Source organism: Ferrimonas balearica, assembly GCF_019802055.1.
GTDB classification, from domain to species: Bacteria; Pseudomonadota; Gammaproteobacteria; order Enterobacterales; family Shewanellaceae; genus Ferrimonas; species Ferrimonas balearica_A.
Genome location: NZ_JAHVHW010000012.1, coordinates 46,558 through 69,305 on the forward strand (window position 1 = coordinate 46,558; position 22,748 = coordinate 69,305).

Sequence of the window (22,748 nt, forward strand, 5' to 3'; positions counted from 1 at the left end):
TCCTTAGGATTGGATCAGATTGGCCAGCACCAGCGCAGAGGCGTAAACCAACGCGCCGTCCAAAATGGCGATGCCGCTGTTATTTTGCAGCTCCACTTCCCGGCTGACCTTGATCTGAGCCAGCACCAGGTAACGCAGTGCGCTGGAAAGCGCCAGCAAAATTGCTAGGCCAATGGCGGACCAGGCCAACCAGCCTGAGACGTTCAGCATCGGGGTGGCGGGGTCGTAGGGATTCAGCGCGCCAGCGGTGGCTATCACATGACCACAGGCCAGCAGGTAGGCACTGTGGCGCAGAGCTACCGCGCGGTGATCCTGGGCCAGTGCCCGTTGCAGACTGCCGCCCTGATTCAGGCGGCGAAAACGGTGTTCCAGCACTCGGGTGGTGATCACCAGCAAAGTGAGGGCAATAAAGTAATCGAGACAGAGCAGGAACAGCGCCGCCAGGCTGATCTCACCGAGCCAACGCAAGTTCGCCAGCAGCACCATGGCGGTGGCAACTGCCACGGCCGCATCCACCAGCGCCATGGCGATGTTGCCCTCCAGGATCAGGCCGTGTTTATCGACCTGGTGCAGCGCCAGTTTGTCGTACCACCAGCGGCCCAGGCGCATCAGCGCCAGAGTGGCCAGCCCCATGCCTCCAATCCAGATCGCCCGCCAGAGTAACGACTCTGGTCCGGGCAGGTGGAACATGCCGGAGAGCACGAGACATAAACCGGTAATGCCACCCGCTAAACTGATGCCGAAGGCGATGTTGTCTCGCTCTGACAGCTCCTCGTGCGTGTCGACGCCACTCCACCAGCCGTGGGTGTAGCGCGCGATGACGAACAGGATAAGCACCATCGCCAGTTCCACCGCCAGTATGGGCAGTGGCTCACCCGCAAAACGCTCTAACTCCGTCAGTGCCGACGCCATGTTCATCTGGACTTCCTCCCAGCTTGCCGTCCGCCCATGATAAGGTGCATTGATTGCAAGACGTTAAGGTTAACAGGACGTTATTATGACCAGCGTGCCCCATGACAACAAGCTCAGCCCCGCCTTGGTTCAGCAGGCGCAACGGGCCTGGGAGAGACTGGAACCCGAGGTACTGAGTCGCTTGGATGAGCCCGCTCGGGCCACTCTTTGGCGTTTGCTGGCACTGTCCGAATACCTTGGCCAGGTATGGAGCCGGGACTCGCAAGGGCTCACCGAACTGATGATTGAAGGCCAACTGCAACACGGTGCGCAAGCGGACGATTATGGCCCTGCGCTGGCCCGGGAGTTGGCCGGGTGCTGCGATGATACGGTTGCCATGGCCACACTGCGTCGGTTCCGCCATCGGGCACTGAGCCGGATTGCCGCACGAGACCTTCTCGACCTCGCTCCCCTGGATGAAACCCTGGCATTGCTTTCCGCGCTGGCGGAGGCGATGGTGGTGGCCACCCGCGATTATCTTGCCGAACAGCTGGCGCCTCAGTGGGGGCGCCCCACTGGCAGCGATGGTCAGCCGCTGCAACTGATGATTCTGGGGATGGGCAAACTGGGGGGAGGCGAACTGAACTTCTCCTCGGATATTGACCTGATCTTCACCTACCTGGAGAACGGCGTCACCGTTGGCGGCCGTCGCGAACTGGATAACCAGCAGTACTTTATTCGTCTGGGTCAGAAGCTGATCAATCTGCTGGCGCAGACCACGGTGGACGGTTTCTGCTACCGGGTGGATATGCGCCTGCGGCCCTTTGGTGAAGCAGGGCCACTGGTGGTGTCGCTGGCGGCACTGGAGGACTACTACCAGGAGCAGGGGCGGGAGTGGGAGCGTTACGCTATGGTCAAAGCCCGCTTACTGGGGGCCACGGAGACCGAATCCACCGCACTGGCTAACCTGCTGCGGCCTTTCGTTTATCGCCGCTATCTTGATTTCTCCGCCATTGATGCCCTACGCCGGATGAAGGGGCTGATTGAATCGCAGCTGCGCCGTCAGGCCCTGTCCGACAACATCAAGTTGGGCCGGGGCGGGATCCGGGAGGTGGAGTTTGTGGCCCAGACCCACCAGTTGATCCGGGGTGGGCGGGAGCCCAGCTTACGGCAAAGCCCCCTGCGCCCGGTGTTGATGGAATTGAAACGGTTGGGCTTGTTGGACGATCGCAGCCACCGGACGCTGGTGGATGGCTATGCGCTGCTGCGTAAGGTGGAGAACCGGCTGCAAGCCCTGAACGACGGCCAGACTCAAACTTTGCCGTCAGACCCGGACAACCAGTTGCGCCTGGCACTGGCGCTGGGAGAGGAGACGCCGGACGCGCTATGGGCGCAGATTCAAAATGCCATGTCGGGGATCCACCAGGTGTTTCGGGACACCATCGGCGCCGAGCAGGATGCAGAGAGCGAACTGGGGGCATTGCCAGCGCTTTGGCAGGGGCCCGGGCTGGATCTGGATGGCGAAGCGATTTTGGCGGAGCAGGGGCTGGAACCCGGCCTCTGGCCACGGGTCCAGGCAACCCGCGAAGAGTTTGAACAGCGCCGCATTGGCCCACGGGGGCGGGATGTACTGGACAAACTGATCCCGCGTTTGCTGCAGAAGATGGCGCGACAGAAGGACCAGCAAGCCGTATGGCTGCGGGTCACATCCGTATTGACCACCATCCTGACCCGCACCACCTACCTGGAACTGCTGCTTGAGAACCCCGGTGCAGCCCGTCAATTGGTGACCCTCTGCGCGGCCAGTCCCTGGATCGCTGAGCAGTTGTCCCGCTACCCGATTCTGCTGGATGAGCTGATTGATCCAGTGGCGCTGTACCAGCCATTGCCACCGGAGGGGTACGCCGCTGAGTTACGGGAGTACCTGCTGCGGGTGCCGGAGGATGATCTGGAGCAGCAGATGGAGGCGTTGCGCCAGTTCAAGCAGGCTCACCAGTTGCGCATTGCTGCCGCAGATGTAACCCGTGTGTTGCCTGTAATGAAAGTGAGTGACCACTTAACCTGGCTGGCGGAAGCGATCATCGAGCAGGTGGTGAACCTGGCCTGGCTGCAACTGACCGCCCGTCACGGACAGCCCAGGCTGGAAGCGGAAGGACGAGGGTTTGCCGTGATCGCCTACGGCAAATTGGGGGGGCTGGAGCTGGGTTATGGCTCCGACCTGGATCTGGTGTTCCTGCACAGTGCGGGCCCCGGTGAGACCGACGGCACCAAGCCGATCGACAACAGCCACTTCTACGTCAAGCTGGCGCAGCGGATCCTGCACCTGTTCTCAACCCGAACGGTATCCGGCGTGCTGTATGAGGTGGACACCCGACTGCGCCCCTCCGGCAGCGCCGGATTGCTGGTGAGTCAGATCGATCGCTTTGAGGAGTATCAGCGGGAAGAGGCCTGGACCTGGGAGCACCAGGCGCTGGTGCGGGCCCGTTTTGTCTATGGCGATGATGCGCTGGCAGGGCGATTTGCCCGACTGCGGCGCCAACTGCTGTGCTTGCCCCGTGATCCCGCCACCCTGCGGGAGGATGTGGTGTCGATGCGGGCGAAGATGCGTGACCATCTGGACCGCAGCGATAAGACCCAGTTTGACCTCAAACAGGGGCCGGGTGGGATCACCGACATCGAGTTCATTACCCAGTACCTGGTTTTGAAAGAGGCCGCCGAGTGTCCTGCGATGGCGACCTGGTCCGACAATGTGCGGATCCTGGAAACCGCCCTGGCCCAAGGCAAACTGGGGCCCCAATTTGCAGACCGGCTGATCCGTACCTATATCGACCTGCGCGACACCAGCCACCACCGGGTGCTGGCGGGTGAGGGGGGCAGCGTGCCTCTGGAGGCTCGTCCTGCCGCCTGCGATGCGGTGCAGGGGATCTGGGATGAACTGCTGGGTCAGCAATAGAAAAAGGGAGGCAATCGCCTCCCTTTTTACTCAGTAAATCTTCGGGTCATCCGGATTAGGCCGGGTTTTAAAGCGGCGATGCAGCCACATGTACTGCTCCGGACGACGACGCACCAGGCCTTCCGTCACCTCGTTGCAGCGGGTGGTGTCAGCCAGTTCATCCCCGCTGGGGAACCCCTCCAGCGGCGCACCGATCTCAATGTGGTAGCCGCTGTGGTCCGCCTTGCGCTCCACAAAGAAGGGCAGCACCCGGGCCTTGCCGAGCTTTGCCAGGGTGCTGGCACCAGCCGCGGTGGCTGCCGGCACACCAAAGAAGGGCGCAAAGACACTGCCTCGTCGGCCCGCATCCTGATCCTGGGTGTACCAGACCACCTCACCGGCGCGCAGCGCCTTCACCATCTGTCGCACTTCCCGTTTGGGGATCAGCCCCTTATTGGAGCGCAAGCGGCCTTTTACCTGCAGATACTCCATCATCGGGTTGTTATGGGGGCGGTAAACGCCGATACCGGGTTTGAACTGGCCAAAAACGCGGGCGCCGGGCTCCAGCATCAGGCAGTGTGCGGCCATCAGAATCACGCCCTGACCGGCTTGTTCCGCATCCTCAATATGCTCTTTGCCCACGATGGTCATGTGTGACTGGATACGGGCGTCGGACCACCACCAGGCGTTCGCTGTATCAAACAGCGCCATCCCAGTCTCTTCAAAGTTCTTGGTGATCAGGGCTTCTCGTTCCGCGTCGGACAACTCTGGCAGACAAAGCTCCAGATTGCGGCGGGCAACTTGGATCCGCTTGCCCATCAGGCGCTGAATCAGGCGGCCGATGGCTGCACCGAGCCGGTATTGAGCGGACAGGGGAAGCAGGATCAGCAGGCGCATCAGGACCGTGCCCAGCCAGTAACCCCAGTACTTGGGATGCAGCAGTCCCCAATGGAAGGGGGCAGTGGTATTCATGGGAGTGATAATCGACCTTTTTGGTTTGGCGATAGTGTACCCCATCGGGTCGGCAACGGGACAGCGTGGGCCACCGTAGCGTGTTACACTGCGGGTTTTTCGAAGTTTTGTTCCGGACAATCCATGAAAGTCTCTCTTCCCGATTTCTCCAAAGCCCGAGTTCTGGTGGCTGGCGATGTCATGCTGGACCGCTACTGGGTCGGGCCGGCGGAGCGGATCTCTCCGGAGGCCCCGGTGCCTGTGGTTCAGGTTCAGGAGTGCGATGATCGCGCCGGAGGCGCGGCAAACGTCGCGCTGAACGTGGCCGCCCTGGGGGGCAGCTGCAGTCTCCTGGGCCTGGTGGGCGAGGATGAAGCTGCGCAAGCGCTGGACCGGGCAATTGCCGCCGGCGGCGTCGAAGCGAAGCTGCTGGCGCAGCCGGGCCACACTACAACCACCAAGCTGCGGGTGTTGTCTCGGGGCCAACAGCTGATTCGGCTGGATTTTGGCGAGCACTTTACCCCCTCTGCTGAACTGAAACAGGCAGCGGTTGAGCAGCTGGGTAATCATCAGGTGTTGGTGCTGTCCGATTACGCCAAAGGTGCGCTGACCGAACTGCCTGATTTGATCGCCTCGGCGCGTCAGGCCGGCGTCACTGTGCTGGTGGATCCCAAAGGCCGAGACTTCTCCAAATACCGTGGCGCGACGCTGTTGACGCCCAATATGGCCGAGTTCACGGCGGTGGTGGGTCCGGTACGTGATGATGCGGAGCTGGAGCGTAAAGGTCTGGCCCTGATCCAGGAGTTGGGTCTGGAAGCCCTGCTGGTGACCCGCTCGCAGAAGGGGATGACCCTGCTGCGTCGGGACAACACGGCGCTGCACCTGCCCACCATGGCGCGTGAGGTCTACGACGTGACCGGTGCCGGTGACACGGTGATCAGTACCCTGGCCGTGGCGCTGGCGGCGGGCAGTGAGTTGCCTCAGGCCTGTGCCCTGGCCAATGCCGCCGCTTCAGTGGTGGTGGCTAAGCTGGGCACCTCCACCGTGTCCGCGCTGGAGCTGGCGGCCATGGTGGCTTCCATGCATGAGAGCAGTGGCTTCGGTTTGATGAGCGAAGCGCAACTGATGCGCGCCGTTGCTGAAGCCAAGGCCCGTAACGAAACCGTGGTGATGACCAACGGCTGCTTCGATATTCTGCATGCCGGTCACGTCAGCTATCTGGAGCAGGCCAGGCGTTTGGGAGACCGACTGATTGTTGCGGTCAATGACGACGATTCCGTTCGTCGCCTGAAGGGGGAAACCCGTCCGGTTAATGGTGTCGAGCAACGGATGAGGGTGCTGGCAGCGTTGGGCGCAGTGGACTGGGTGGTGCCGTTTGGCGAGGACACGCCCCAGCGCCTGATCGGTGCGGTCCTGCCGGACCTATTGGTAAAAGGCGGAGACTATCAGGTGCACGAGATTGCGGGCCATCAGGAGGTGTTGGCCAACGGCGGCGAAGTGAAGATATTGCACTTTGAAGCCGGGCTCTCCACCAGCGCTATCATCGACACCATTCGTCAGGCGGATTAACCCATGCGCGGCTGGGGCTGGGCGCTGTTGGGGTTGTGGCTCGGTGCTGCACCGGTCAGCGCCGCGCCGGACCACCAGCTTTGTCGTTTGGATGCCCTGGAATCCTGCCTCTCGGAGTTATCGCCGCAGTGGCGGAACATCCTGAACCGACTCTGGCCCGGAACGGTTGCCGAATCGGTTCAGGAGGCATTGGCAGGGCAGGGGGGCGTCACCCTTTTGACCGACACCGATGCCCTGATCCTTCTGGATCCCGAAAGCCTCACCCGTCCCCATCTGGTGTTGCTGGATCATCAGCTGATCGAGCGGCCACCACTGCGTACCTTCCGCACCACCTACTACCATGAGCTTGGCCATGTCGCGACCCGCGACTCCCCCTGGCTGGAGCGGCTGTCCCGGCCCAATTGGCCAGAACACTGGCCAGAGGAGGTGCTGGCGGACCTTTACCTGTTCTGGACCCAATTGAGGGAGGGCGCCGACCTGTCGGAACTCTGGGCCCAGGTCCACCTGCGAAACCTGGGGCTTATCCAGGCCAAGCCGGACTGGACCCATTGGTCTTCCCCTCTGCTGGTGCCGCTGCTGTGCCAGCCCGACAGACTGAAAGCCTTATCCCGGCGTCCGCTTGAGCAGTTTCTCGATGCGACGCTCGCCTCCCAAAGCGCGCCGCCCCTGGCACAATACCGCCTGCTGGGGGAGCGCCAGTTCGCCTTAACACCGCCCAGCATTGCACAGCCCTATCTGGCCTCGGCGCATCGGGCGCGCTGGTCAGCTCTGCTCCAGCCCACTCTGGACTGGCTGGGCGTGGATTCGCAGACCTACCTGAAGCGCCACCATCTGCCCTATCACGACGACGTTTGCCTTCAGTTCCCCTGAGGCCACTCGCGGTTGGTGAGATTCGCTAATCTCCGGTGAAGTTGGTTAATTTTGCTCACGGCAAAAACTCTAAGTCATTGTTGTGCAAATAATTAAATTTTTGGCACGATCTCTGATTGGTTCCTTCCGCCTGAGCCGGGAAGTACAGGCAACGGTGGCGGACTCCGTGACCGATGACGACGACACAAGGCCCCGCTTGCGGGGCCGGCTTTCTCGCTAAGTCGACCTTGACAGCGTAGTGAGCCGGGCCGATGTTTGAGTGTTGATAACCCTGTAATGCGAAGGAGTAGCTATGTCTGTGACAACCATGGTGGTGGTGATTGTCGCGATCGTGATGGGATGCGTACTGGAGATCAGCCGTCACTGGGCTCGTTCAGGGGGAAAGAGGCGGGACAAGGAAACGGAAGCCGCTCTGACCCGACTGCGCGAGGAGAACAGCAAGTTAGCCGAGCGGGTGGCGACGCTGGAAGCGATCGTGACCGATCGGGGATTCGACCTGGATCAGGCCATTCGAAAGCTGGGATAACGGCCGCGAGTAAGGAGAGTGAGTGATGGGTGAAGTGGTATTGGGATTCATATTGTTGGTGGCACTGGTTGCCATGGTACTGGCCTGGCGCTCCCCGGCGCGTTTTTCACAGTGGGCCAGGGCGATGGGCTTTTCCGGTGATGGGCAGTCTGCGAGCGCTGAGGATATGGAAGCTCGCGAGCGCTTAAAGCAGTTGGAAGCGGAGAACGAGGCGATCAAGGCGCGGCTGGCGACCCTGGAAGCGATCGTAACCGACAGCAGTTATGAGTTGGACCAGCGCATTCGTAAGCTGGGATAAGGAGTACCTATGGGCCTTTGGACCTTTCTAGCCCTCTTCTTCTGTGGTGCCTTTTTGTTGGAGGCCTTTAAAACCCACAAAAAGTCCAAGTTGAAGGCGGAGCAGGGCAGTGAGTTGGACGAGTTAAAAGCCGAACTGGCGTCGTTAAAGGCGGACAATCAGGCGTTGAAGGAGCGGATTCAGACTCTCGAAGCGATCGTGACCGATGGCCGATTTGATCTGGATGCCGAGTTTCGCAAGCTGGGCTAATGGCCCAGCCGCGAACGCTTTTGCGGGGGGCGCTTGGCGTTAGGCTGCCAGTGTGGCCAGCAGGATCCCCCCTCCCACCAACACAAACAACCCTCCACAGACGCCGTCGATCACCGGCGTGAGTCGCTGCAGTTTCTGCTGCAGTCGGGCGCCGGTCAACACCCAGGCCAACGCGGAAAACCACGCCAGCGACAATCCCCACAACAGCACAATGGCCGCCACTTTGCCTTCGGTGGAGACGGACGGGGGCACCAGTGACGTCAACAGACTCAGAAAGAACACCAGCGCTTTGGGGTTGAGCAGGTTGGTGGTGAACCCTTTCACCAGGGCGGCCCAGGGGGAGACCAGTGCCACCGACGCTTTCAGTGGTCCAGCGCTGCCAGTCCGCCACTGCTGATGGGCGGCCCTCAGTGCCCCAATCCCGAGATAGAGCAGATAACTTCCGCCTGCAACGCGAAGCACCAGCGGCAACATGGGATGCTGCTGGATCAGCAGGCTGACGCCGGTCAGGGCAAACACGGCATGAAGCAGGATCGCCAGAGAGATCCCGAGCGCAATGGCCAGGCCGATACGGCGGCCATAACGGCTGGCATTTTGCACCACCAGGGCAAAGTCGGGGCCAGGACTGGCCAGCGCCACCAGGTGAACCACAGCCAGGGTGGCGAGCAATGAAAGTTCGTTCATGAATCGGATCAGGCGGGATAAAGGCAATCAGCATACTGCTGACGGGTCTTGGGTGTAAATCCTCGAACCGGGTTTGGCTGCCGAGGATATGAGAACAAAAAACGGCGCCATAGCGCCGTTTTTTGATCCGTCACCGGGTTCAGTCTTCGAAGTCGTCTTCGAAGCCCTCTTCCATGGCGGCAGCACGTTCAGCGCGCTTCTGCTCAGCTTTGGCGGCCTGACGCAGCGCTTGTGCTTCACGCTCGGTGCGCTGGGTGGCCTTACGCTGGTTGCGTTCAGCCTGCTGCTTTACAAAGCCAGCAATTGCCTGCTCGGCCCAGGCTTGAGCATCCGCTTCGCTGCCAAAGCCATCCTGGCGCTGGGTTACCTTGGATTTACGGTTGGAAATTTTACGGACAATCTCAGCGGTCCAGCTGCCGTCGTTTTCGATAACGCGGAAATCGTACTTTTTGCCTTGAGCCATGATGTCTCTGTCCAAAAGCGGGGAAGATAGGTGGCCCGGATGGCCACGGAACGGCACTGCCGGATGAGTTAACCGGCGGCCCTTGCGCCAGGATTCAGCGCAAGGGCGAGAGTATACACCGGCAACGAGGCGGGGTTAACCGATTAAACCACCTGCCCAGTAGGCGCCCAGATAACCACAAGAGTAGGCGATCAGCAGGTAGAGGCTCATCCGCAGATAGCTGAGGAAGGTCAACTCCCGGACTTTGCTCATGGCAATGATGCCCGCGGCAGAGCCGATGATCAGCATCGAACCGCCGACGCCGGTGGCGTAGGTAAAGGCCAGCCATTGCCGTCCATCCATGGCGATCTCCGCTTTCAGCAGGGCGGCGGTCAGGGGCACGTTATCCACCATGGCGGAAAGCAGCCCCATCACGTAGTTGGCGGCCATGGGAGAGAGCAGTTGGTAAAGCTTGGTGAACTGAGCCAGTACGCCAATCTCTTTCATCGCTCCTACCAGCAACAGGACACCTACAAAGAACAGCAGGGTGTCGTATTCGATCTCCCGGATGTAATCGATGATCTTCTTATCCACCACTTTTTGGCGCATCAGGAACTGGGCGCACAGGAACATGGTGGACAGCCCGAACAGGAACGTCAGCAACGGCGGTACCGAATACCAGACCGACAGCATCAGGGTCGCGGCGATGGTACAGAGAAAAATCGCGGCAATCGCGATGTCGGTTTTCGCCACCGGCTGGTTAGCAACCGGTTCAAACCGAACCTCATCATTCAGGCCAATGGAGAGCATGGCGGCCAGCAGCGCTACGCTGGCGGCGGAAGGAAGAATCAGCAGCAGCAGGTTGTCGATGGTGACTTTGCCCGCCAGGAAGATCATCAGGGTGGTGACATCACCGGTGATCAGCGACACCCCACCGGAGTTGACGCTGAAGATGATCAGAGTGGCAAAGCGCAGCAGCTTGCGGCTCTCCAGACCGAGAGACATCACCACCGCCAAAGAGATCAGGGTGGCGGTGATGTTGTCGGAGATGGAGGAGAAGACAAAGGCGAACGCCCCCACCAGAAACAGCAGCTTTCGCTCTGAAATTCGCTCCGGCATGACCCGTCGCACCAGGTTTTGAATGAAGCCCTTGGAGTTCAAGTAGGCCACAAAGGTCATCGCTGCCATCAGGAACAGCCACAGAGTGGCGATCTCCAGAATGTTGTGGTCCAGCTTGTGCTGAAGGGTTTCAGCATCATAGCCGTTGAGGGGGGCGATATAGGCGATGATCCAGCACAGGGTGCCGAAGAATAGGGTGGTTTTGGCTTTGTTTACGTGGATAACGTCTTCAATGACGATAAGGACAAAAGCCAGAACAATGAGGACGAGAATCAGGCCGCTTACCATAGCAAACACCATTGGGGTGACTGAGCAAAAAGCGTTGGCAGTGTAGCATCAAGATCACATTGCATTAAGCGGCGTGACCCAGCTCACATTATTGAATTTGGGAGCTAATTCAGTGATATGAACTGGGTTCGCCTGCAAGGGCAGGCGAAATCATGGGGCGGACCTGGTGGCCCGCCCCGGCAGCGTTGTGGTGTGCGGTTCAGACGGTTTCACTGCGCCCATTTGGCGCTGTGGATGATTCCAGTTTGAATCGGGCCACCAGTTCGTTGAGATGCTTGTGGGTGGCGGTCAGTCCAAGTAGCGCTTCGGTGGTGTGCTGTGCGCCCCCTTTGAGTCCCTGAGCGGTGCCTTCAATCTCACCAATGGCATCGGCGATATCCCGACTGACGGTACTCTGCTCCTCCGCTGCCGTCGCGATCTGGGCGGTGAGTTTGTCGATGTCTCCGATGGAATCGGTCAACTGCTCCAGATCGGCGCTGACCCGCCCGGTCTTCTCGACCACCACGTCACAGCGTTGGACGGTGGAGTTTATCGCCTGCTCGGTGCTGCTGACGTCATGGCCCACACTCTCCAGCAGTGCGCCGATCTCCGTTGTGCACTCCTGAGTTCGGGTTGCCAACGCCCGCACTTCATCCGCGACCACGGCAAAACCCCGACCTTGCTCTCCGGCTCGTGCGGCTTCAATGGCCGCATTCAGGGCCAGCAGATTGGTCTGCTCGGCGATACCACCGATGACGGTCAGCACCTGGCTGATCTGTTCGGAGCTGGTGGCGGTTTTGGCGACCCAGGATTTGGCCTCGTCCAGTTGCGCGACCAGAGCGCTGACGCTCTCGCTTGAGTCGGTCATGGCCGCCATGGCGTGCCGGGCCTGATCGTTGCCCTTGCGGGTGTGCTCACTGGTTTTGGCGGAGCGGCTGGCGACGTCAGAGGCACACACATCCATCTGTCCAGTGGCCGTCACCACGTTGGCAGTGCGGTCGGCATGGTGTTCCAGTGCCACCATGCTCTGTTCATTCTCACGGCGCAATCCTGCGAAACCGGCTTCCAGCTCCATATTGGCGGTCTGGATATCGAGCAACATCGACTGCAACTCACCGACAAAGCGGTTGATGGCAGTCTGGATCTGGCCGATCTCATCGTTGCTGGTCACCTCCAGCCGGGCGGTGAGATCCGCCTCACCACTGGAGAGGTTCTCGATGCGCTCCCGGAGTTGGTTCAGCGCCTTGGCGAGAATGGAGATGAGAAACAGGGACACCGAGATAATGGCCAGCGTCAGGGCGATGGTGACCCACATGCTCAGCATCGCCTTGTCATCAAAGATCGCCTTGGTATCGGCATCAAGACCGCGGGTAACCTGGTCAATATCGCTTTGGTATATCCCGGTGCCGATGGTCCAGCCCCAGTCCGGCATGATTCGCCGGGCATAGCTGATTTTGTCCTCCACCTGGCCGGTCTTCGGGTTATTGAAGGTGGTGCCGACAAACGCTTCTTCCTGGCCCCTAAGCTCAGCGGCAATCTTCTCGGTAGCCGGAACCACCTGACCAATCAGCGCCCTATTGGGGTGGGCCAGAATGGTGCCTTGCTCATCCTGGATCCAGAAATACCCTGAGCCACCGTAGCGGGCCCGGGCGACGGTCTCCAGTGCTTCGGAAATCAGCCCAGCCTGCAGAGAGCTGAGGTATTCGCCACTGGCGATCACCAGATCGAGCGGTTCAAACAGGAAAGAGGCAGACACCTTCTCCTCCACCTTCCCGCTCTCCGGATTGGTGAAGTAGTAACGGGTAAAGGCGATCTCCTGCTGCCTGGCCCCGTCTACGATCTCCTGAACGTAGTAGTTGCCATGCTCGTCTTGCGTCATCTTGTCGTTGCCCATCGCGGTTGTGCCATTGCCCACGGCCTCGTTGGCGTAAGTGGTCGCGTTGTAGGCAAACAGATAGCGTCCGGTTTCGGTGCGGTATTCGTTCAGGAAGGTGTAGATGAGTTCAGAGGGATCGTCGCTCAGGGTGTTGTCATACAGACGGGTGACGGTGCCACGGATGGCGGCCATAAACTGCACCAGATCGGATTGGATGGCCGCTTCCTGGCTGCGGTGGTAGTCATCGCTGATGGCCAGCGTGATGTTGTCGACCTGCCCAATCACCTGCTCCTTAAGCAGGACGGTGACCTCTTGCTCCAGTTGGGTGTGTTGCTCCTTCAGGACGGCAGACTTAAGGCTCAGGACCTGGCCAATGTTGTAGACCGCAAAGAGAGCATTTACCCCGAGCACCAGAATCATCAGTTTGAGTTTAATGCTGATTTTGATCCTCATGAGCCATTCCTTCAGCAAGTGGTTTGCCCAATATATTAGGGATGGTTCATGTACTGGTGTGGGATCGATGTCACTTTATTGTGTCCTCATTGTTGCCCTGTTGTCTCTTTGGGATCTTTGAGGCTTGATCATCGCAGGCGTTGTCGTTGGCGCGGGCTGAGGCGACGAGAAGCAAAGAGGGTGGCACTTGGCCACCCTCTGCTGTAGGAGCAGTCACTGGAACTGCAGCTCCGACTGAGGGCTTCGCCAGTTGCCTCGGATCGGGTAGTGATTGCCGGGATCGCGGATCCAGCGCAGGCCATTGACCAGGGCCTGCAGCTCGGGGCGGACAAAGGGGTTATTGGATAGGTCCACCACATGCAGATTGCCAGCGTCGTTCACCACAAACAGCCCTGGCTCAGCGAAGTTGTGGTCGGTCTCCTGGTCCGAGCGCGGCAGTGAGATGTAAACGCCGAGGGACTCCATCTGGGCCTGAGTCAGACCATAGGCCAGCGGAAAACCCACTTCCAGTCGACTTTTGTGCTCAGCCAACTGAGCCTGAGAGTCTGCGGATACTGCGAGGATATCGACGCCAATCCCGGCCAACTCCTCGCGGAACGATTCGAGCTGATTCAGGTACTTGGTGCACAGTGGGCAGTGGCGGCCTCGATATACCACCACCATCTGCCAGTTGGCGCCGCTTTCCGGGCGGGGCTGGCCAAGACGGACGCTGTCACCCTCAAAGGTGGTGACGTGCAGTTCCGGGAAGCGGTCGCCGGCGGCAAGTTTGTGCTGATCCATCAGAGACTCCTTGAGTGCTTACAGGTGTGGGGCCAGATGCTGTTGGAAACGAACCAGGTCGTTCTCAGTATCGGGATTTTTCATCACATCAAAACTAGCAAAGGTGGGCAGCGCTGACATACCGAAGAATCGGAAGTTCATGTGCATCGGGAACATCAGGTCATCCACGCCTTTGCCTTCAAACAGGAACTGATCTTCATCATCAAAGGCTGCCTGGGGCGCATTGAAGGTGAGTGACATCAGGTATCGGCTGCTGAGCTTTCCGCCACTGCCATATTGCTTGCCGGCGTTTTCCCGGCTACGGCCATCGCCATCGCACAGTGCACCCATCATGCCGGTGGTGTAGACCTCGTCCATGTACTTCTTGAAGGACCAGGGCACTCCCATCCAGTTCACCGGGATCTGAAGAATCACCAGGTCGGCCCACAGGTGCTTTTCGACCTCGGCTTCAATGTCGTAGGCCTCGGTCATGGTGGTGAGTTGCACCTGGTGACCTTTGCCTTTGGCTAGCTCAGCCGCGACATCGACCATGGCGGCGCTGAGTTTGCCTTCGGAGAAGGGGTAGGGTTGGTGTGTGTTGATGATCAATACGTTCATGTCACTGGCTCCGGTAATGGGTTGCTGTGGTGTTGAACGCATTGTGGTATCGTGTGGTTACCAACGTCAACCAGTATACTTTTAGTAACCTAATTGATGGCGCTCCGGTCGAGAGCCCTCAGGAAACAGGAGCAGTGATATGGCCGATACCCATCCTCAAGCCCGTGTCGAGGTGAATGCTCAGGGACAGAAGCTGGCGATCTCCCCCTGTCAGGAGCCTTGTCCGATTGAGCGCGGCATGCGCATTATCGGCGGGAAGTGGAAAGGCTCGATCTTGTGGCACCTGAAGGATGAACCGGTGCGCTTTAATGATCTGGCCCGCATGTTGGGCGGAGCCAGTAAGAAGATGGTCAACCAACGTCTTAAGGAGATGGAGGAGCAGGGGCTGATTCGGCGCGAGGTATTGAGTGAGCGCCCGGTGGCCGTCTCCTACCAGATCACCGACTTTGGACGCTCCAGCCTGGCGGTATTGGAGCTGCTGAAAGACTGGGCCATTGAACACGACATTTGACGCTCTGAGCCCGGGGTTTGCGCTGCCGTGGGCTGAAAGTCCACGCTGCGATGCGGTGCCCGGCTGGCGCGAGGAGTGAATGCGGCGGGCCTCCGCTCCGACTCCGAGTCCCGAACAGCCTGAATCCTTCGGATACAAAAAAGCCCCGGCTGATGCCGAGGCTAGTCTGTATTGGTCGGTGTGAGAGGATTCGATCGCGGCGGGCCTCCGCTCCGACTCCGAGTCCCGAACAGCCTGAATCCTTCAGAGACAAAAAAGCCCCGGCTGATGCCGAGGCTAGTCTGTATTGGTCGATGTGAGAGGATTCGATCGCGGCGGGCCTCCGCTCCGACTCCGAGTCCCGAACAGGTTGAATCCTACAGAGACAAAAAAGCCCCGGCTGATGCCGAGGCTAATCTGTATTGGTCGGTGTGAGAGGATTCGAAAGCGGCGGGCCTCCGCTCCGACTCCGAGTCCCGAACAGCCTGAATTCACCGGATACAAAAAAGCCCCGGCGGATGCCGAGGCTAATCTGTATTGGTCGGTGTGAGAGGATTCGAACCTCCGACCCCTTCGTCCCGAACGAAGTGCGCTACCAGGCTGCGCTACACACCGAATTTGGCTAAAAAAACCTCGCGTTGGCGAGGCTTAAAAAAATCTGGTCGGTGTGAGAGGATTCGAACCTCCGACCCCTTCGTCCCGAACGAAGTGCGCTACCAGGCTGCGCTACACACCGAGGATTGTCGCATTGCAACGGCGACGTATTCTAGCGATTTTCCCCCGTCGCGCAAGCACTCCTTCTGGTAAATGGGTTCGTTTGCCGTTTTTCTACGCGATGTGTTGCTGTTCTCATCGCCGCGCCCCTCTCTATATTCCCTAAAGTTATTAAGGCTAAGGAATGGCTCTTTGTTGTGGAATATAAGAGGCGGGTAGGCTTAGCTCATATCCAGATTCGGAGGGGATGAGCGTGTCGCTGCATTCACTGTCACAGGTTAGGAATGATACCCGTAAAGCGGGTGAAGTGGTGTTGGTGGGAGCCGGTCCGGGGGATCCTGGCCTGCTCACGTTGCATGCCTATCAAGCGCTGCAGCAGGCTGAGGTGGTGCTGTACGATGCACTGGTCTCTCAGCCGATCCTTGATCTGATCCCGGCCAGCACAGAGTGCATTGCGGTTGGCAAACGCTGTGGGGCGCACAGCCTGCCCCAGGCGGAGATTGAACGGGTGATGGTGGCCAAGGCGGCATCCGGTGCACGTGTGGTTCGACTGAAAGGGGGCGATCCCCTGATGTTCGGGCGGGGTGGTGAGGAGATGCAGACGCTGAAGGAAGCCGGGATCCCGTTTCGGGTTGTGCCCGGCGTGACCGCCGCCAGTGCCTGTTCGGCATACGGTGCCATGCCTCTGACCCACCGCGGAGTGGCGCAAGGTGTGACCTTTGTGACCGGGCATGGCCAGGATGGTCAGCCGATTGAGGATTGGCGGCCCTATGTGATCGCCGGGCACACCCTGGTGATCTATATGGGCCTTAAGCGCGCGGGCACCATTCAGGCGGGACTGCTGGCGGCGGGGATGGCGCCTGAAATGCCGGTCGCGATCGTCGGTCAGGCGAGCCAGGCGGGACATCGACGGGTGAACGGCACGCTGGCGACTCTGGAGCGTCTGGCCAACCAGCCAGACCTGCCCAGCCCGGCCGCCATTCTGGTGGGAGAAACCACGGCAATGGCGGCAGAACTGGATTGGTTTGACCCGGCCAGTCAGCCGGAGGTCAGCTCAAAGTCTCTCGATAACATCTTCGACAGTGCGGCGATGTAATCACTGTCACCCTGGTCCAGCACCAGTCTGGCCAGCTCCAGCCCAAGCGGGGTAAAGCGGTAGTAGCGCAGCCTTAAACGGTTGTGGCGGGGACGCAGCAGCAGAGTTTGATTCAACAGTCGCAAACGCAGAGGTTCGCCTTGGCTCAGTTGTCCGGTTTCCAGCTCCGCAGCAAAGAGAATGCCCTGTTCTCTCAGTGTCAGGATGGCGCTGTAGGGCAATCCGAATCGGGACAGTGAGAGACCGGGCTGACCCGCAGGCAGCAAGCCACCATAGGCCGAAGTACGGCGATAGCCGGTCAGGATTTTTCGATTGGGTTCGTTGTTCAGAGTGGCGGAGAGGGCGACGGCGCGGCCCAGCAACAGAGCGTCTTTCTGGGTCATCTGCCGTAAGGTGTCCAGTGCCCGCAAACTGAATGAACCCGGCTGTGACAGCTCGGTCGCGAGGATGCGGCCCCAAAGCTCCTGCATCCGATGTGAGTGCACTTTTTCCGCCAGGGTCAGAAACTGGTGGAGCCAGTCCGGATCGGGCTCATGGCCTGCCACGTCATTATCGCTGTGGCCTACCGCGTGGTTCAGCACGGCCTCGACATTGATCTGATACTGCTCCTGCTGACGCTTAATGCGCTGTTCCGCGCGTTGCAGCAGGGAGCCTTGCACGCCGTTGTCATCAAGGCTCAGGCCCATCAATCGGGTCAATGCCACAGCCTGGTGGCGGGTGCTGCGCTGTTTGGGGGGGCTAAAGGCCTCGCTCATGGCCGCTCACTCTCCTTGCTGGGTTGTTGTTCTACAACGCGTTTTAGCCTTTCCAGCCCTAACTGGAACTGCTCGCCAATCATAACATCGGCCATCATCGCCAAGTAGGCACCCATGACAGGTATGTGCATCTGACCACTCATCTCCCACACGACGATGGTTCCGGCTCCGTGAGGCTGATAGTGAAAGCCGGCCTGATAGCGCTCCGGGTGGCTGCCAAAACGCAGGTCATAGCCGATGCCATGGACGGGATCGCTCAGAGTCATCCACAGTTCCCCGCCGCCGCTGGGGTCCTGCCAGCTTTGGTGGGCCCCCACCCCTGAACTTGGGCGGCTGATGGAGACTGTTACTTCACCGGTTTGGAAGGGGTTCCAGAGAGGCCAGAGGGTCAGATCGTCGAGGTAGGGATGGACTTGGTCGGCGGGGGCGTTGATGCGGACACTGCGACTCACTTCAAACTCATCCGGCAGTATCAGCCCGGCGATCGCCACCACCAGAAGTACGGTTAACAGGACTTTCAGTGCGTTCCTCATAAACCCCCTCCACCAAGGTATCCCCCTGTAAAGTTTAGGTGGGGTTGGGGGGCACGCGGCGTCGAAGTCGGGCGGGGGCCCACCGAACGGGCGTTTCCGCGTCCGGGTGATCGGGAATATTGCGACAGAGCAGCAGCGAGGTCAGGGCAAAGCCGGTGCCGATCAAAAACACGGCGGAGGGCGCGGTTAACCAGAGCACACCAAGCAGCGCCGGGATCACTACGGCAGCGATGTGGTTGATGGTGAAACTGACGGAGGCGGTGGCGGCGAGATCCTTCGGATCGGCGATCTTCTGCAGGTAGCTCTTGATGGCGATGGCCAGGGCGAACAGCAGATGGTCAATCACGTACAGCGCACCCGCCAGAGTGGCGCTCTCGACAAAGGCGTAACTGGTGAACACCAGCGCCAGACCCAGGTATTCCACCGTCAACGCCCGACGCTCGCCAACGCGCTGGACAAAGCGTCCAATCGCAGGAGCAAACAGGAGGTTAAACAGGTAGTTGATCAGGAACAGGCCGGTGATGGCGGCCACGGTGTAGCCAAATTTCTCCACCATCATAAATCCGGCGAATACCATAAAGATCTGGCGGCGGGCACCGGACAGGAAGGTGAGACCGTAATAGAGCCAGTAGCTGCGGCGTAGCAGCAGACGCTTGTGCTGGGGGTGAGGGTTTTCAAAGCGGGGGAATCGCCAGATCAGGAAAGCCAGCATCATCAGGCCGGATATTCCGGCAACCAGATACATGTCGCGATAGTCCCAGCCGAGCCCCGTCATCAGCAGCCAGATGGCGCCATAGGCGAGCAGGGCGCCCGCGGCTTTGACGGAGAGCGCCCGCCCCATAAATTCAGCGGTCTGCTCCTTGGGTAGCCACTGCAGGGTGAGGGACTGATTAACGGTTTCGTAGTAATGAAACCCGATGGACATCAGTACTGTGGTGGCATACAGACCCAACACCGAAGGGAAATACCCGGTCAGCGCCACCCCGACGCACAGCAGTGCCATCGACACCAAAGCGAGGGTCTGCTCCCGCATCACCAGCAGCACAAAGATGGCGGTAAAGGCGAGGAATCCGGGCACCTCTCTGAGAGACTGCAGTATGCCGATCTGAGCCCCGTTGAACTGGGCCACTTCAACCACGAAGTTATTCAGCAGCGTCTGCCAGGTGGCAAACACCATCGACATGATAAAGGTGAGTCCCAGCAGTAAGCGGGCTTTGGGGTCGGTCACTGACACGAAGAGCATCCTTGGGCGCTTGGAATCGCCACTCTAACCGATGCCCGGAGAAACCGCCACGAGGGGAGGCGCTACCCGAATTACATGACCTTTTAATGTCAGGAAGGTGAAAGTGCGAGAGGTGGACTAGGGTTAGTCTATGAACTTGCGCTCAGTGATTCTCATCTTTTTGCTGGTTGGCTGTGCTTCCGGTTCCAACACCATTGAAGCGCCCGCAGAGCATCTGTTCGCGGACCAGCATTTTGATGCGTCGTCTGCGGCCCCTGCCGTGGAGGCGATCTTCGCCCTCAGCCCCGAGATGGTCAGCACCGTTAACGCCCTGAGCAGAGCCCCCGATACCAGGCGGGCTCTGGTGGCACTGATCCGCGAGGATGGCGGTATCCGCTACGACAACAGGCAGACTCAGACGGCAGCAGAAACCTTTGCCCAGCGCTCGGGCAACTGCATGTCTCTGGTGGTGATGACCACCGCTCTGGCGGATGCCCTGCAGATGCCAGTGCGGTTCCAGTTGGTCAATGCGCCGCCAGTGTGGGATCGTCAGGGTGGACTCTATCTGATCAACGGCCACGTGAACGTGAAGCTGTCTGCGCCCTATCGTCCCGATGAACTCCGCATCAGCGATGGCGGTGTCACCATCGATTTTCTGCCGGGCAACCAGCTGCGTGGTTATGAGGTGATCCCCCTCAGCCGCGAAGAGCTGATTGCCCGTTACTACAACAATCTTGCGGCCGAGGCGATGGTCGACGGTGATCTGGATCGGGCGTACTACCTGCTGAAAGCGGCATTGGAGCAGGTACCCGGCCACGGCGACGTCTGGAATACCCTCGGGGTGTTGTATCGTAAGGCGGGCCTGGAAGCGAAAGCGGAAGCGGTTTATCGCTATGCCGCCAGCCAGCCGGATAGCCAGCTGGATGCGCTGCATAACTTGTCGATTCTACTGGCATCGCAGGATCGCCTGCTGGAGTGGCAGCAGGTGCACGCTCAGTTGGAGCTGAAGCGGATCCGTAACCCCTACTACCACTTTGATATGGGTGAGATTGCCTATCGGGCCGGAGAGTACGACAAAGCGGTGCGGTTCTACCGCAAAGCGGTGGATCTGGCGGAGTATCGTCACGAGTTCCACTTCGGGCTGTCCCGGGCTTACTTCCAGCTGGGTGATCTTCAACTCAGTGCCCGCCATCTTCACCGGGCGGAGGATCTGGCCCCTCGCGATGAGCAGGCCCGTTACCAGATGAAGTTGCTGGCCCTTCAGGGTGGACGTCCCTGAGTCCTCTCATTTAATCCGAGTCCGATCCTCAGCTATTCCCGTCTCCAGCCTATTTTTGTTAAAATCGCCGCAAATTTTGAGGAGACGTTTTCTATGCCGATTTACTGCGTGGGTCACAAGATCCCGGATTCCGATTCCATCTGCGGTGCCATTGCGCTGGCTTACCTGAAAAACCAGATTGGCGAAGAGGCCGTGGCCGCTCGTCTGGGTGAACTCTCCCCGGAGACCGCCTTTATCCTGGAAAAGTTTGGTTTTGAAGCCCCTGAGCTGAAGCTGAGCTACGCTGGCGAGCAGGTGTACATCGTGGATCACTCCGAGCTGACCCAAGCGCCCGACGATATTGCGCAAGCCACCATCGTGGGCATCGTGGATCACCACAAACTGGGCGACCTGACCACCTCCACTCCGCTGGAGTGCTGGATCCGTCCGGTGGGTTGCTCCAATACCGTGATCAAAATGATGTACGACTTCCACGGCGTTGAGATCCCGAAAAACATCGCGGGCATCATGCTGTGCGCCATCCTGTCCGACACCGTGATCTTCAAGTCCCCCACCTGCACCACCGCGGACATCCGCTGTGTTGAGGCGCTGGCTGAGATCGCCGGCATCGAAGACTTCAAAGCCTTGGGCATGGAGATGTTCAAGGTGAAGTCTGCGGTAGAAGGCACCCCGGCCCGTGCCTTGGTGATGCGTGACTTCAAAGACTTCGACATGAACGGCAACCTGGTTGGCATTGGCCAGCTGGAAGTGATCGATCTGGCGGTACTGGATGCGGTGAAGCCGGAACTGGTGGAAGACATCGCCAAGCTGAAAGCGGAAGGCAACCGTCACTCCGTACTGCTGCTGCTGACCGACATCATGAAGGAAGGCTCTGAGCTGCTGGTGGTGAGCGATGACCTGTCTGTGGTTGAGCGCGCTTATGGCCAATCCATCGAAGATGGCAAGGTGTGGCTGGACGGCGTACTGAGCCGTAAGAAGCAGGTGGTACCGCCGCTTCAGGAAGCTTTCGCCTAAGCGAACAGCAAACAAAAAAAGCGCCCCAAGGGGCGCTTTTTTACTGTCTGGAGTGCCGTTTAGCCGTGATAGCCCAGACAGGTGTTCACTTCCTCTTTGGAGCCGAGGATCACCGCCACGCGCTGGTGGATCCCCTCCGGCTGGATCGCCATGATCCGCTCGTAACCGGTGGACGCCACGCCGTCGGCCTGCTCCACCAGGAAGCTCATCGGGTTCGCTTCATACATCAGGCGCAGTTTGAACGGCTTGGCCGGATTTTTGGTGTCCTGGGGATAGGTAAACAGGCCGCCACGGGACAGCACCCGGTGCACATCGCCGACCATGGCAGCAATCCAACGCATATTGAAGTTCTTACCGCGGACACCCTCTTTGCCCTTCAAACAGTCTGCGATGTAGCTCTGCATGGCGGGTTGCCAGAAGCGTTGATTCGACATGTTGATGGCGAACTCAGCCGTCTCAGCGGGGATCTGAACCCGCTCCTCCACCAGGATAAAGTCGCCACTGTTGGGATCCAGGGTGAACATCAGGGTGCCGTCACCGGTGGTCAGCGCCATCACGGTAGCCGGACCGTACAGCATGTAGCAGGCGGCCAGTTGGTTGTCGCCAGGCTGCAGGAAGGCGGCTTCGTTCACGTCGCCAGCCGGTGCGGGCAGGACGGAGAAGATGGTGCCCACCAGCGAGTTGATGTCGATGTTGGAGGAGCCATCCAGCGGATCGAAGCTGACCAGGAAGCGGCCACCAGCATTGGCCGGCACCACATCGTCTTCCTCTTCGGAGGCCAGGCCTTTCACCAAAGGCTGAGCTTGCAGCGCGTCTTTGATCAGATCGTTGGCGATCACATCCAGCTTTTTCTGAGTCTCTCCCTGCACGTTTTCGCTCTCGGTGGCGCCAAGCACACCGGCCAGGGCACCGCCGCGCACCAGGTTGCTGATGTCATTGGCGCAGCCAGCCAGCGTATTGATTAGGGAAAGCAGTTCGCCGTCGATACCGCGGCGGGACAGAGTCTCTTGGAGCGTTTGCATGAAAGGGTCCTGTAAGACGGATTTTTGTAGGGCATTTAATGGCCGCAATAATAGCGGAAGCGGCGGGGGATTGCAGTGGCTTGATGGGTGAACCATTTCCGGAACGAGGGGAGACGCAG

22 protein-coding genes and 2 tRNA genes are annotated in these 22,748 nt (G+C 59.6%); 10 read left to right on the forward strand and 14 right to left on the reverse strand.

The window, feature by feature from the left end; genetic code table 11:
- Window positions 1–3 precede the first annotated feature (3 nt).
- Window positions 4–918, reverse strand: a complete 915-nt coding sequence (locus KUV52_RS16990; protein ID WP_222527135.1) for a DUF350 domain-containing protein — start codon at window positions 916–918, stop codon at window positions 4–6.
- 79 nt (window positions 919–997) lie between these two features.
- Between KUV52_RS16990 and glnE the strand changes: the two genes are divergently transcribed.
- The gene (gene glnE / locus KUV52_RS16995) at window positions 998–3,844 is read left to right on the forward strand and encodes a bifunctional [glutamate--ammonia ligase]-adenylyl-L-tyrosine phosphorylase/[glutamate--ammonia-ligase] adenylyltransferase (RefSeq protein WP_222527136.1); all 2,847 of its coding nucleotides are present in this window, start codon (window positions 998–1,000) and stop codon (window positions 3,842–3,844) included.
- Between the two features lie 30 nt (window positions 3,845–3,874).
- Here glnE and lpxL read toward each other — a convergent pair whose 3' ends face one another.
- Window positions 3,875–4,795: an LpxL/LpxP family Kdo(2)-lipid IV(A) lauroyl/palmitoleoyl acyltransferase gene (lpxL, locus tag KUV52_RS17000; RefSeq protein ID WP_222527137.1), complete on the reverse strand. Its 921-nt coding sequence runs from the start codon at window positions 4,793–4,795 to the stop codon at window positions 3,875–3,877.
- Window positions 4,796–4,918: 123 nt separating this feature from the next.
- Here lpxL and hldE point away from each other — a divergent pair, with 123 nt between their 5' ends.
- The 5 genes from hldE to KUV52_RS17025 all read left to right on the forward strand — a co-directional run bounded on the left by hldE (window position 4,919) and on the right by KUV52_RS17025 (window position 8,286).
- Entirely contained in the window at window positions 4,919–6,343 is a 1,425-nt protein-coding gene (gene hldE, locus KUV52_RS17005; RefSeq protein ID WP_222527138.1) for a bifunctional D-glycero-beta-D-manno-heptose-7-phosphate kinase/D-glycero-beta-D-manno-heptose 1-phosphate adenylyltransferase HldE, read from the forward strand.
- A gap of 3 nt (window positions 6,344–6,346) precedes the next feature.
- Window positions 6,347–7,213 (forward strand): hypothetical protein, encoded by an 867-nt coding sequence (locus KUV52_RS17010; RefSeq protein ID WP_222527139.1) that lies wholly within the window; start codon window positions 6,347–6,349, stop codon window positions 7,211–7,213.
- Between the two features lie 292 nt (window positions 7,214–7,505).
- A complete protein-coding gene (locus KUV52_RS17015) occupies window positions 7,506–7,739 on the forward strand; it encodes a hypothetical protein (RefSeq protein ID WP_222527140.1) in 234 nt (77 codons plus the stop codon).
- 25 nt (window positions 7,740–7,764) lie between these two features.
- Complete coding sequence (locus KUV52_RS17020; RefSeq protein ID WP_222527141.1) at window positions 7,765–8,037, forward strand: hypothetical protein; 273 nt, start codon at window positions 7,765–7,767, stop codon at window positions 8,035–8,037.
- 9 nt (window positions 8,038–8,046) lie between these two features.
- On the forward strand, window positions 8,047–8,286 hold the full coding sequence (locus tag KUV52_RS17025) for a hypothetical protein (protein WP_222527142.1): 240 nt from the start codon (window positions 8,047–8,049) through the stop codon (window positions 8,284–8,286).
- Window positions 8,287–8,325: 39 nt separating this feature from the next.
- Here the strand turns inward: KUV52_RS17025 and KUV52_RS17030 are convergent, their stop codons facing one another.
- The 6 genes from KUV52_RS17030 to KUV52_RS17055 form a co-directional block, all read right to left on the reverse strand.
- Window positions 8,326–8,970 carry a LysE family translocator gene (locus KUV52_RS17030; protein WP_222527143.1) on the reverse strand — a complete coding sequence of 215 codons (645 nt, stop codon included), beginning with the start codon at window positions 8,968–8,970 and terminating at the stop codon, window positions 8,326–8,328.
- A gap of 139 nt (window positions 8,971–9,109) precedes the next feature.
- Window positions 9,110–9,433 (reverse strand): DUF3622 domain-containing protein, encoded by a 324-nt coding sequence (locus KUV52_RS17035; protein ID WP_222527144.1) that lies wholly within the window; start codon window positions 9,431–9,433, stop codon window positions 9,110–9,112.
- 135 nt (window positions 9,434–9,568) lie between these two features.
- Entirely contained in the window at window positions 9,569–10,819 is a 1,251-nt protein-coding gene (gene nhaD / locus KUV52_RS17040; RefSeq protein ID WP_222527145.1) for a sodium:proton antiporter NhaD, read from the reverse strand.
- A gap of 199 nt (window positions 10,820–11,018) precedes the next feature.
- A complete protein-coding gene (locus tag KUV52_RS17045) occupies window positions 11,019–13,127 on the reverse strand; it encodes a methyl-accepting chemotaxis protein (RefSeq protein WP_222527146.1) in 2,109 nt (702 codons plus the stop codon).
- Window positions 13,128–13,340: 213 nt separating this feature from the next.
- Complete coding sequence (locus tag KUV52_RS17050; protein WP_222527147.1) at window positions 13,341–13,907, reverse strand: redoxin domain-containing protein; 567 nt, start codon at window positions 13,905–13,907, stop codon at window positions 13,341–13,343.
- Between the two features lie 18 nt (window positions 13,908–13,925).
- On the reverse strand, window positions 13,926–14,504 hold the full coding sequence (locus KUV52_RS17055; RefSeq protein WP_222527148.1) for an NAD(P)H-dependent oxidoreductase: 579 nt from the start codon (window positions 14,502–14,504) through the stop codon (window positions 13,926–13,928).
- Window positions 14,505–14,643: 139 nt separating this feature from the next.
- Here KUV52_RS17055 and KUV52_RS17060 point away from each other — a divergent pair, with 139 nt between their 5' ends.
- Window positions 14,644–15,015, forward strand: coding sequence for a winged helix-turn-helix transcriptional regulator (locus KUV52_RS17060; protein ID WP_222527149.1), 372 nt, complete (start codon window positions 14,644–14,646; stop codon window positions 15,013–15,015).
- A gap of 517 nt (window positions 15,016–15,532) precedes the next feature.
- Here KUV52_RS17060 and KUV52_RS17065 read toward each other — a convergent pair.
- Window positions 15,533–15,609 (reverse strand) — tRNA-Pro (locus tag KUV52_RS17065).
- Window positions 15,610–15,653: 44 nt separating this feature from the next.
- Window positions 15,654–15,730: transfer RNA gene (locus KUV52_RS17070), tRNA-Pro, on the reverse strand.
- 225 nt (window positions 15,731–15,955) lie between these two features.
- Here KUV52_RS17070 and cobA point away from each other — a divergent pair.
- Entirely contained in the window at window positions 15,956–16,804 is an 849-nt protein-coding gene (gene cobA / locus KUV52_RS17075; RefSeq protein ID WP_222527150.1) for a uroporphyrinogen-III C-methyltransferase, read from the forward strand.
- Here cobA and KUV52_RS17080 read toward each other — a convergent pair.
- From KUV52_RS17080 to KUV52_RS17090, 3 genes are read right to left on the reverse strand one after another with little or no spacing between them, the layout of a single operon-like run.
- Window positions 16,747–17,559: a TIGR03899 family protein gene (locus tag KUV52_RS17080; RefSeq protein ID WP_222527151.1), complete on the reverse strand. Its 813-nt coding sequence runs from the start codon at window positions 17,557–17,559 to the stop codon at window positions 16,747–16,749. The two genes, cobA and KUV52_RS17080, sit on opposite strands and share 58 nt — an antisense overlap.
- Window positions 17,556–18,092, reverse strand: a complete 537-nt coding sequence (locus tag KUV52_RS17085) for an SRPBCC family protein (protein ID WP_222527152.1) — start codon at window positions 18,090–18,092, stop codon at window positions 17,556–17,558. The genes KUV52_RS17080 and KUV52_RS17085 overlap by 4 nt, the downstream gene beginning before the upstream one ends.
- Before the next feature lie 34 nt (window positions 18,093–18,126).
- The gene (locus KUV52_RS17090; RefSeq protein ID WP_222527153.1) at window positions 18,127–19,335 is read right to left on the reverse strand and encodes an MFS transporter; all 1,209 of its coding nucleotides are present in this window, start codon (window positions 19,333–19,335) and stop codon (window positions 18,127–18,129) included.
- Window positions 19,336–19,465: 130 nt separating this feature from the next.
- Here KUV52_RS17090 and KUV52_RS17095 point away from each other — a divergent pair, with 130 nt between their 5' ends.
- A complete protein-coding gene (locus KUV52_RS17095) occupies window positions 19,466–20,593 on the forward strand; it encodes a tetratricopeptide repeat protein (protein ID WP_222527154.1) in 1,128 nt (375 codons plus the stop codon).
- Between the two features lie 93 nt (window positions 20,594–20,686).
- Window positions 20,687–21,607 carry a manganese-dependent inorganic pyrophosphatase gene (locus tag KUV52_RS17100; protein WP_222527155.1) on the forward strand — a complete coding sequence of 307 codons (921 nt, stop codon included), beginning with the start codon at window positions 20,687–20,689 and terminating at the stop codon, window positions 21,605–21,607.
- Between the two features lie 59 nt (window positions 21,608–21,666).
- Here KUV52_RS17100 and KUV52_RS17105 read toward each other — a convergent pair whose 3' ends face one another.
- The gene (locus KUV52_RS17105; protein ID WP_222527156.1) at window positions 21,667–22,629 is read right to left on the reverse strand and encodes a class 1 fructose-bisphosphatase; all 963 of its coding nucleotides are present in this window, start codon (window positions 22,627–22,629) and stop codon (window positions 21,667–21,669) included.
- Window positions 22,630–22,748 lie beyond the last annotated feature (119 nt).

Coding starts and splice junctions, on each gene's coding strand:
- KUV52_RS16990 (WP_222527135.1), bottom strand. CDS start 918: ATGAACATGGCGTCGGCACTGACGGAGTTAGAGCGTTTTGCGGGTGAG.
- glnE (WP_222527136.1), top strand. CDS start 998: ATGACCAGCGTGCCCCATGACAACAAGCTCAGCCCCGCCTTGGTTCAG.
- lpxL (WP_222527137.1), bottom strand. CDS start 4,795: ATGAATACCACTGCCCCCTTCCATTGGGGACTGCTGCATCCCAAGTAC.
- hldE (WP_222527138.1), top strand. CDS start 4,919: ATGAAAGTCTCTCTTCCCGATTTCTCCAAAGCCCGAGTTCTGGTGGCT.
- KUV52_RS17010 (WP_222527139.1), top strand. CDS start 6,347: ATGCGCGGCTGGGGCTGGGCGCTGTTGGGGTTGTGGCTCGGTGCTGCA.
- KUV52_RS17015 (WP_222527140.1), top strand. CDS start 7,506: ATGTCTGTGACAACCATGGTGGTGGTGATTGTCGCGATCGTGATGGGA.
- KUV52_RS17020 (WP_222527141.1), top strand. CDS start 7,765: ATGGGTGAAGTGGTATTGGGATTCATATTGTTGGTGGCACTGGTTGCC.
- KUV52_RS17025 (WP_222527142.1), top strand. CDS start 8,047: ATGGGCCTTTGGACCTTTCTAGCCCTCTTCTTCTGTGGTGCCTTTTTG.
- KUV52_RS17030 (WP_222527143.1), bottom strand. CDS start 8,970: ATGAACGAACTTTCATTGCTCGCCACCCTGGCTGTGGTTCACCTGGTG.
- KUV52_RS17035 (WP_222527144.1), bottom strand. CDS start 9,433: ATGGCTCAAGGCAAAAAGTACGATTTCCGCGTTATCGAAAACGACGGC.
- nhaD (WP_222527145.1), bottom strand. CDS start 10,819: ATGGTAAGCGGCCTGATTCTCGTCCTCATTGTTCTGGCTTTTGTCCTT.
- KUV52_RS17045 (WP_222527146.1), bottom strand. CDS start 13,127: ATGAGGATCAAAATCAGCATTAAACTCAAACTGATGATTCTGGTGCTC.
- KUV52_RS17050 (WP_222527147.1), bottom strand. CDS start 13,907: ATGGATCAGCACAAACTTGCCGCCGGCGACCGCTTCCCGGAACTGCAC.
- KUV52_RS17055 (WP_222527148.1), bottom strand. CDS start 14,504: ATGAACGTATTGATCATCAACACACACCAACCCTACCCCTTCTCCGAA.
- KUV52_RS17060 (WP_222527149.1), top strand. CDS start 14,644: ATGGCCGATACCCATCCTCAAGCCCGTGTCGAGGTGAATGCTCAGGGA.
- cobA (WP_222527150.1), top strand. CDS start 15,956: ATGAGCGTGTCGCTGCATTCACTGTCACAGGTTAGGAATGATACCCGT.
- KUV52_RS17080 (WP_222527151.1), bottom strand. CDS start 17,559: ATGAGCGAGGCCTTTAGCCCCCCCAAACAGCGCAGCACCCGCCACCAG.
- KUV52_RS17085 (WP_222527152.1), bottom strand. CDS start 18,092: ATGAGGAACGCACTGAAAGTCCTGTTAACCGTACTTCTGGTGGTGGCG.
- KUV52_RS17090 (WP_222527153.1), bottom strand. CDS start 19,335: ATGCTCTTCGTGTCAGTGACCGACCCCAAAGCCCGCTTACTGCTGGGA.
- KUV52_RS17095 (WP_222527154.1), top strand. CDS start 19,466: ATGAACTTGCGCTCAGTGATTCTCATCTTTTTGCTGGTTGGCTGTGCT.
- KUV52_RS17100 (WP_222527155.1), top strand. CDS start 20,687: ATGCCGATTTACTGCGTGGGTCACAAGATCCCGGATTCCGATTCCATC.
- KUV52_RS17105 (WP_222527156.1), bottom strand. CDS start 22,629: ATGCAAACGCTCCAAGAGACTCTGTCCCGCCGCGGTATCGACGGCGAA.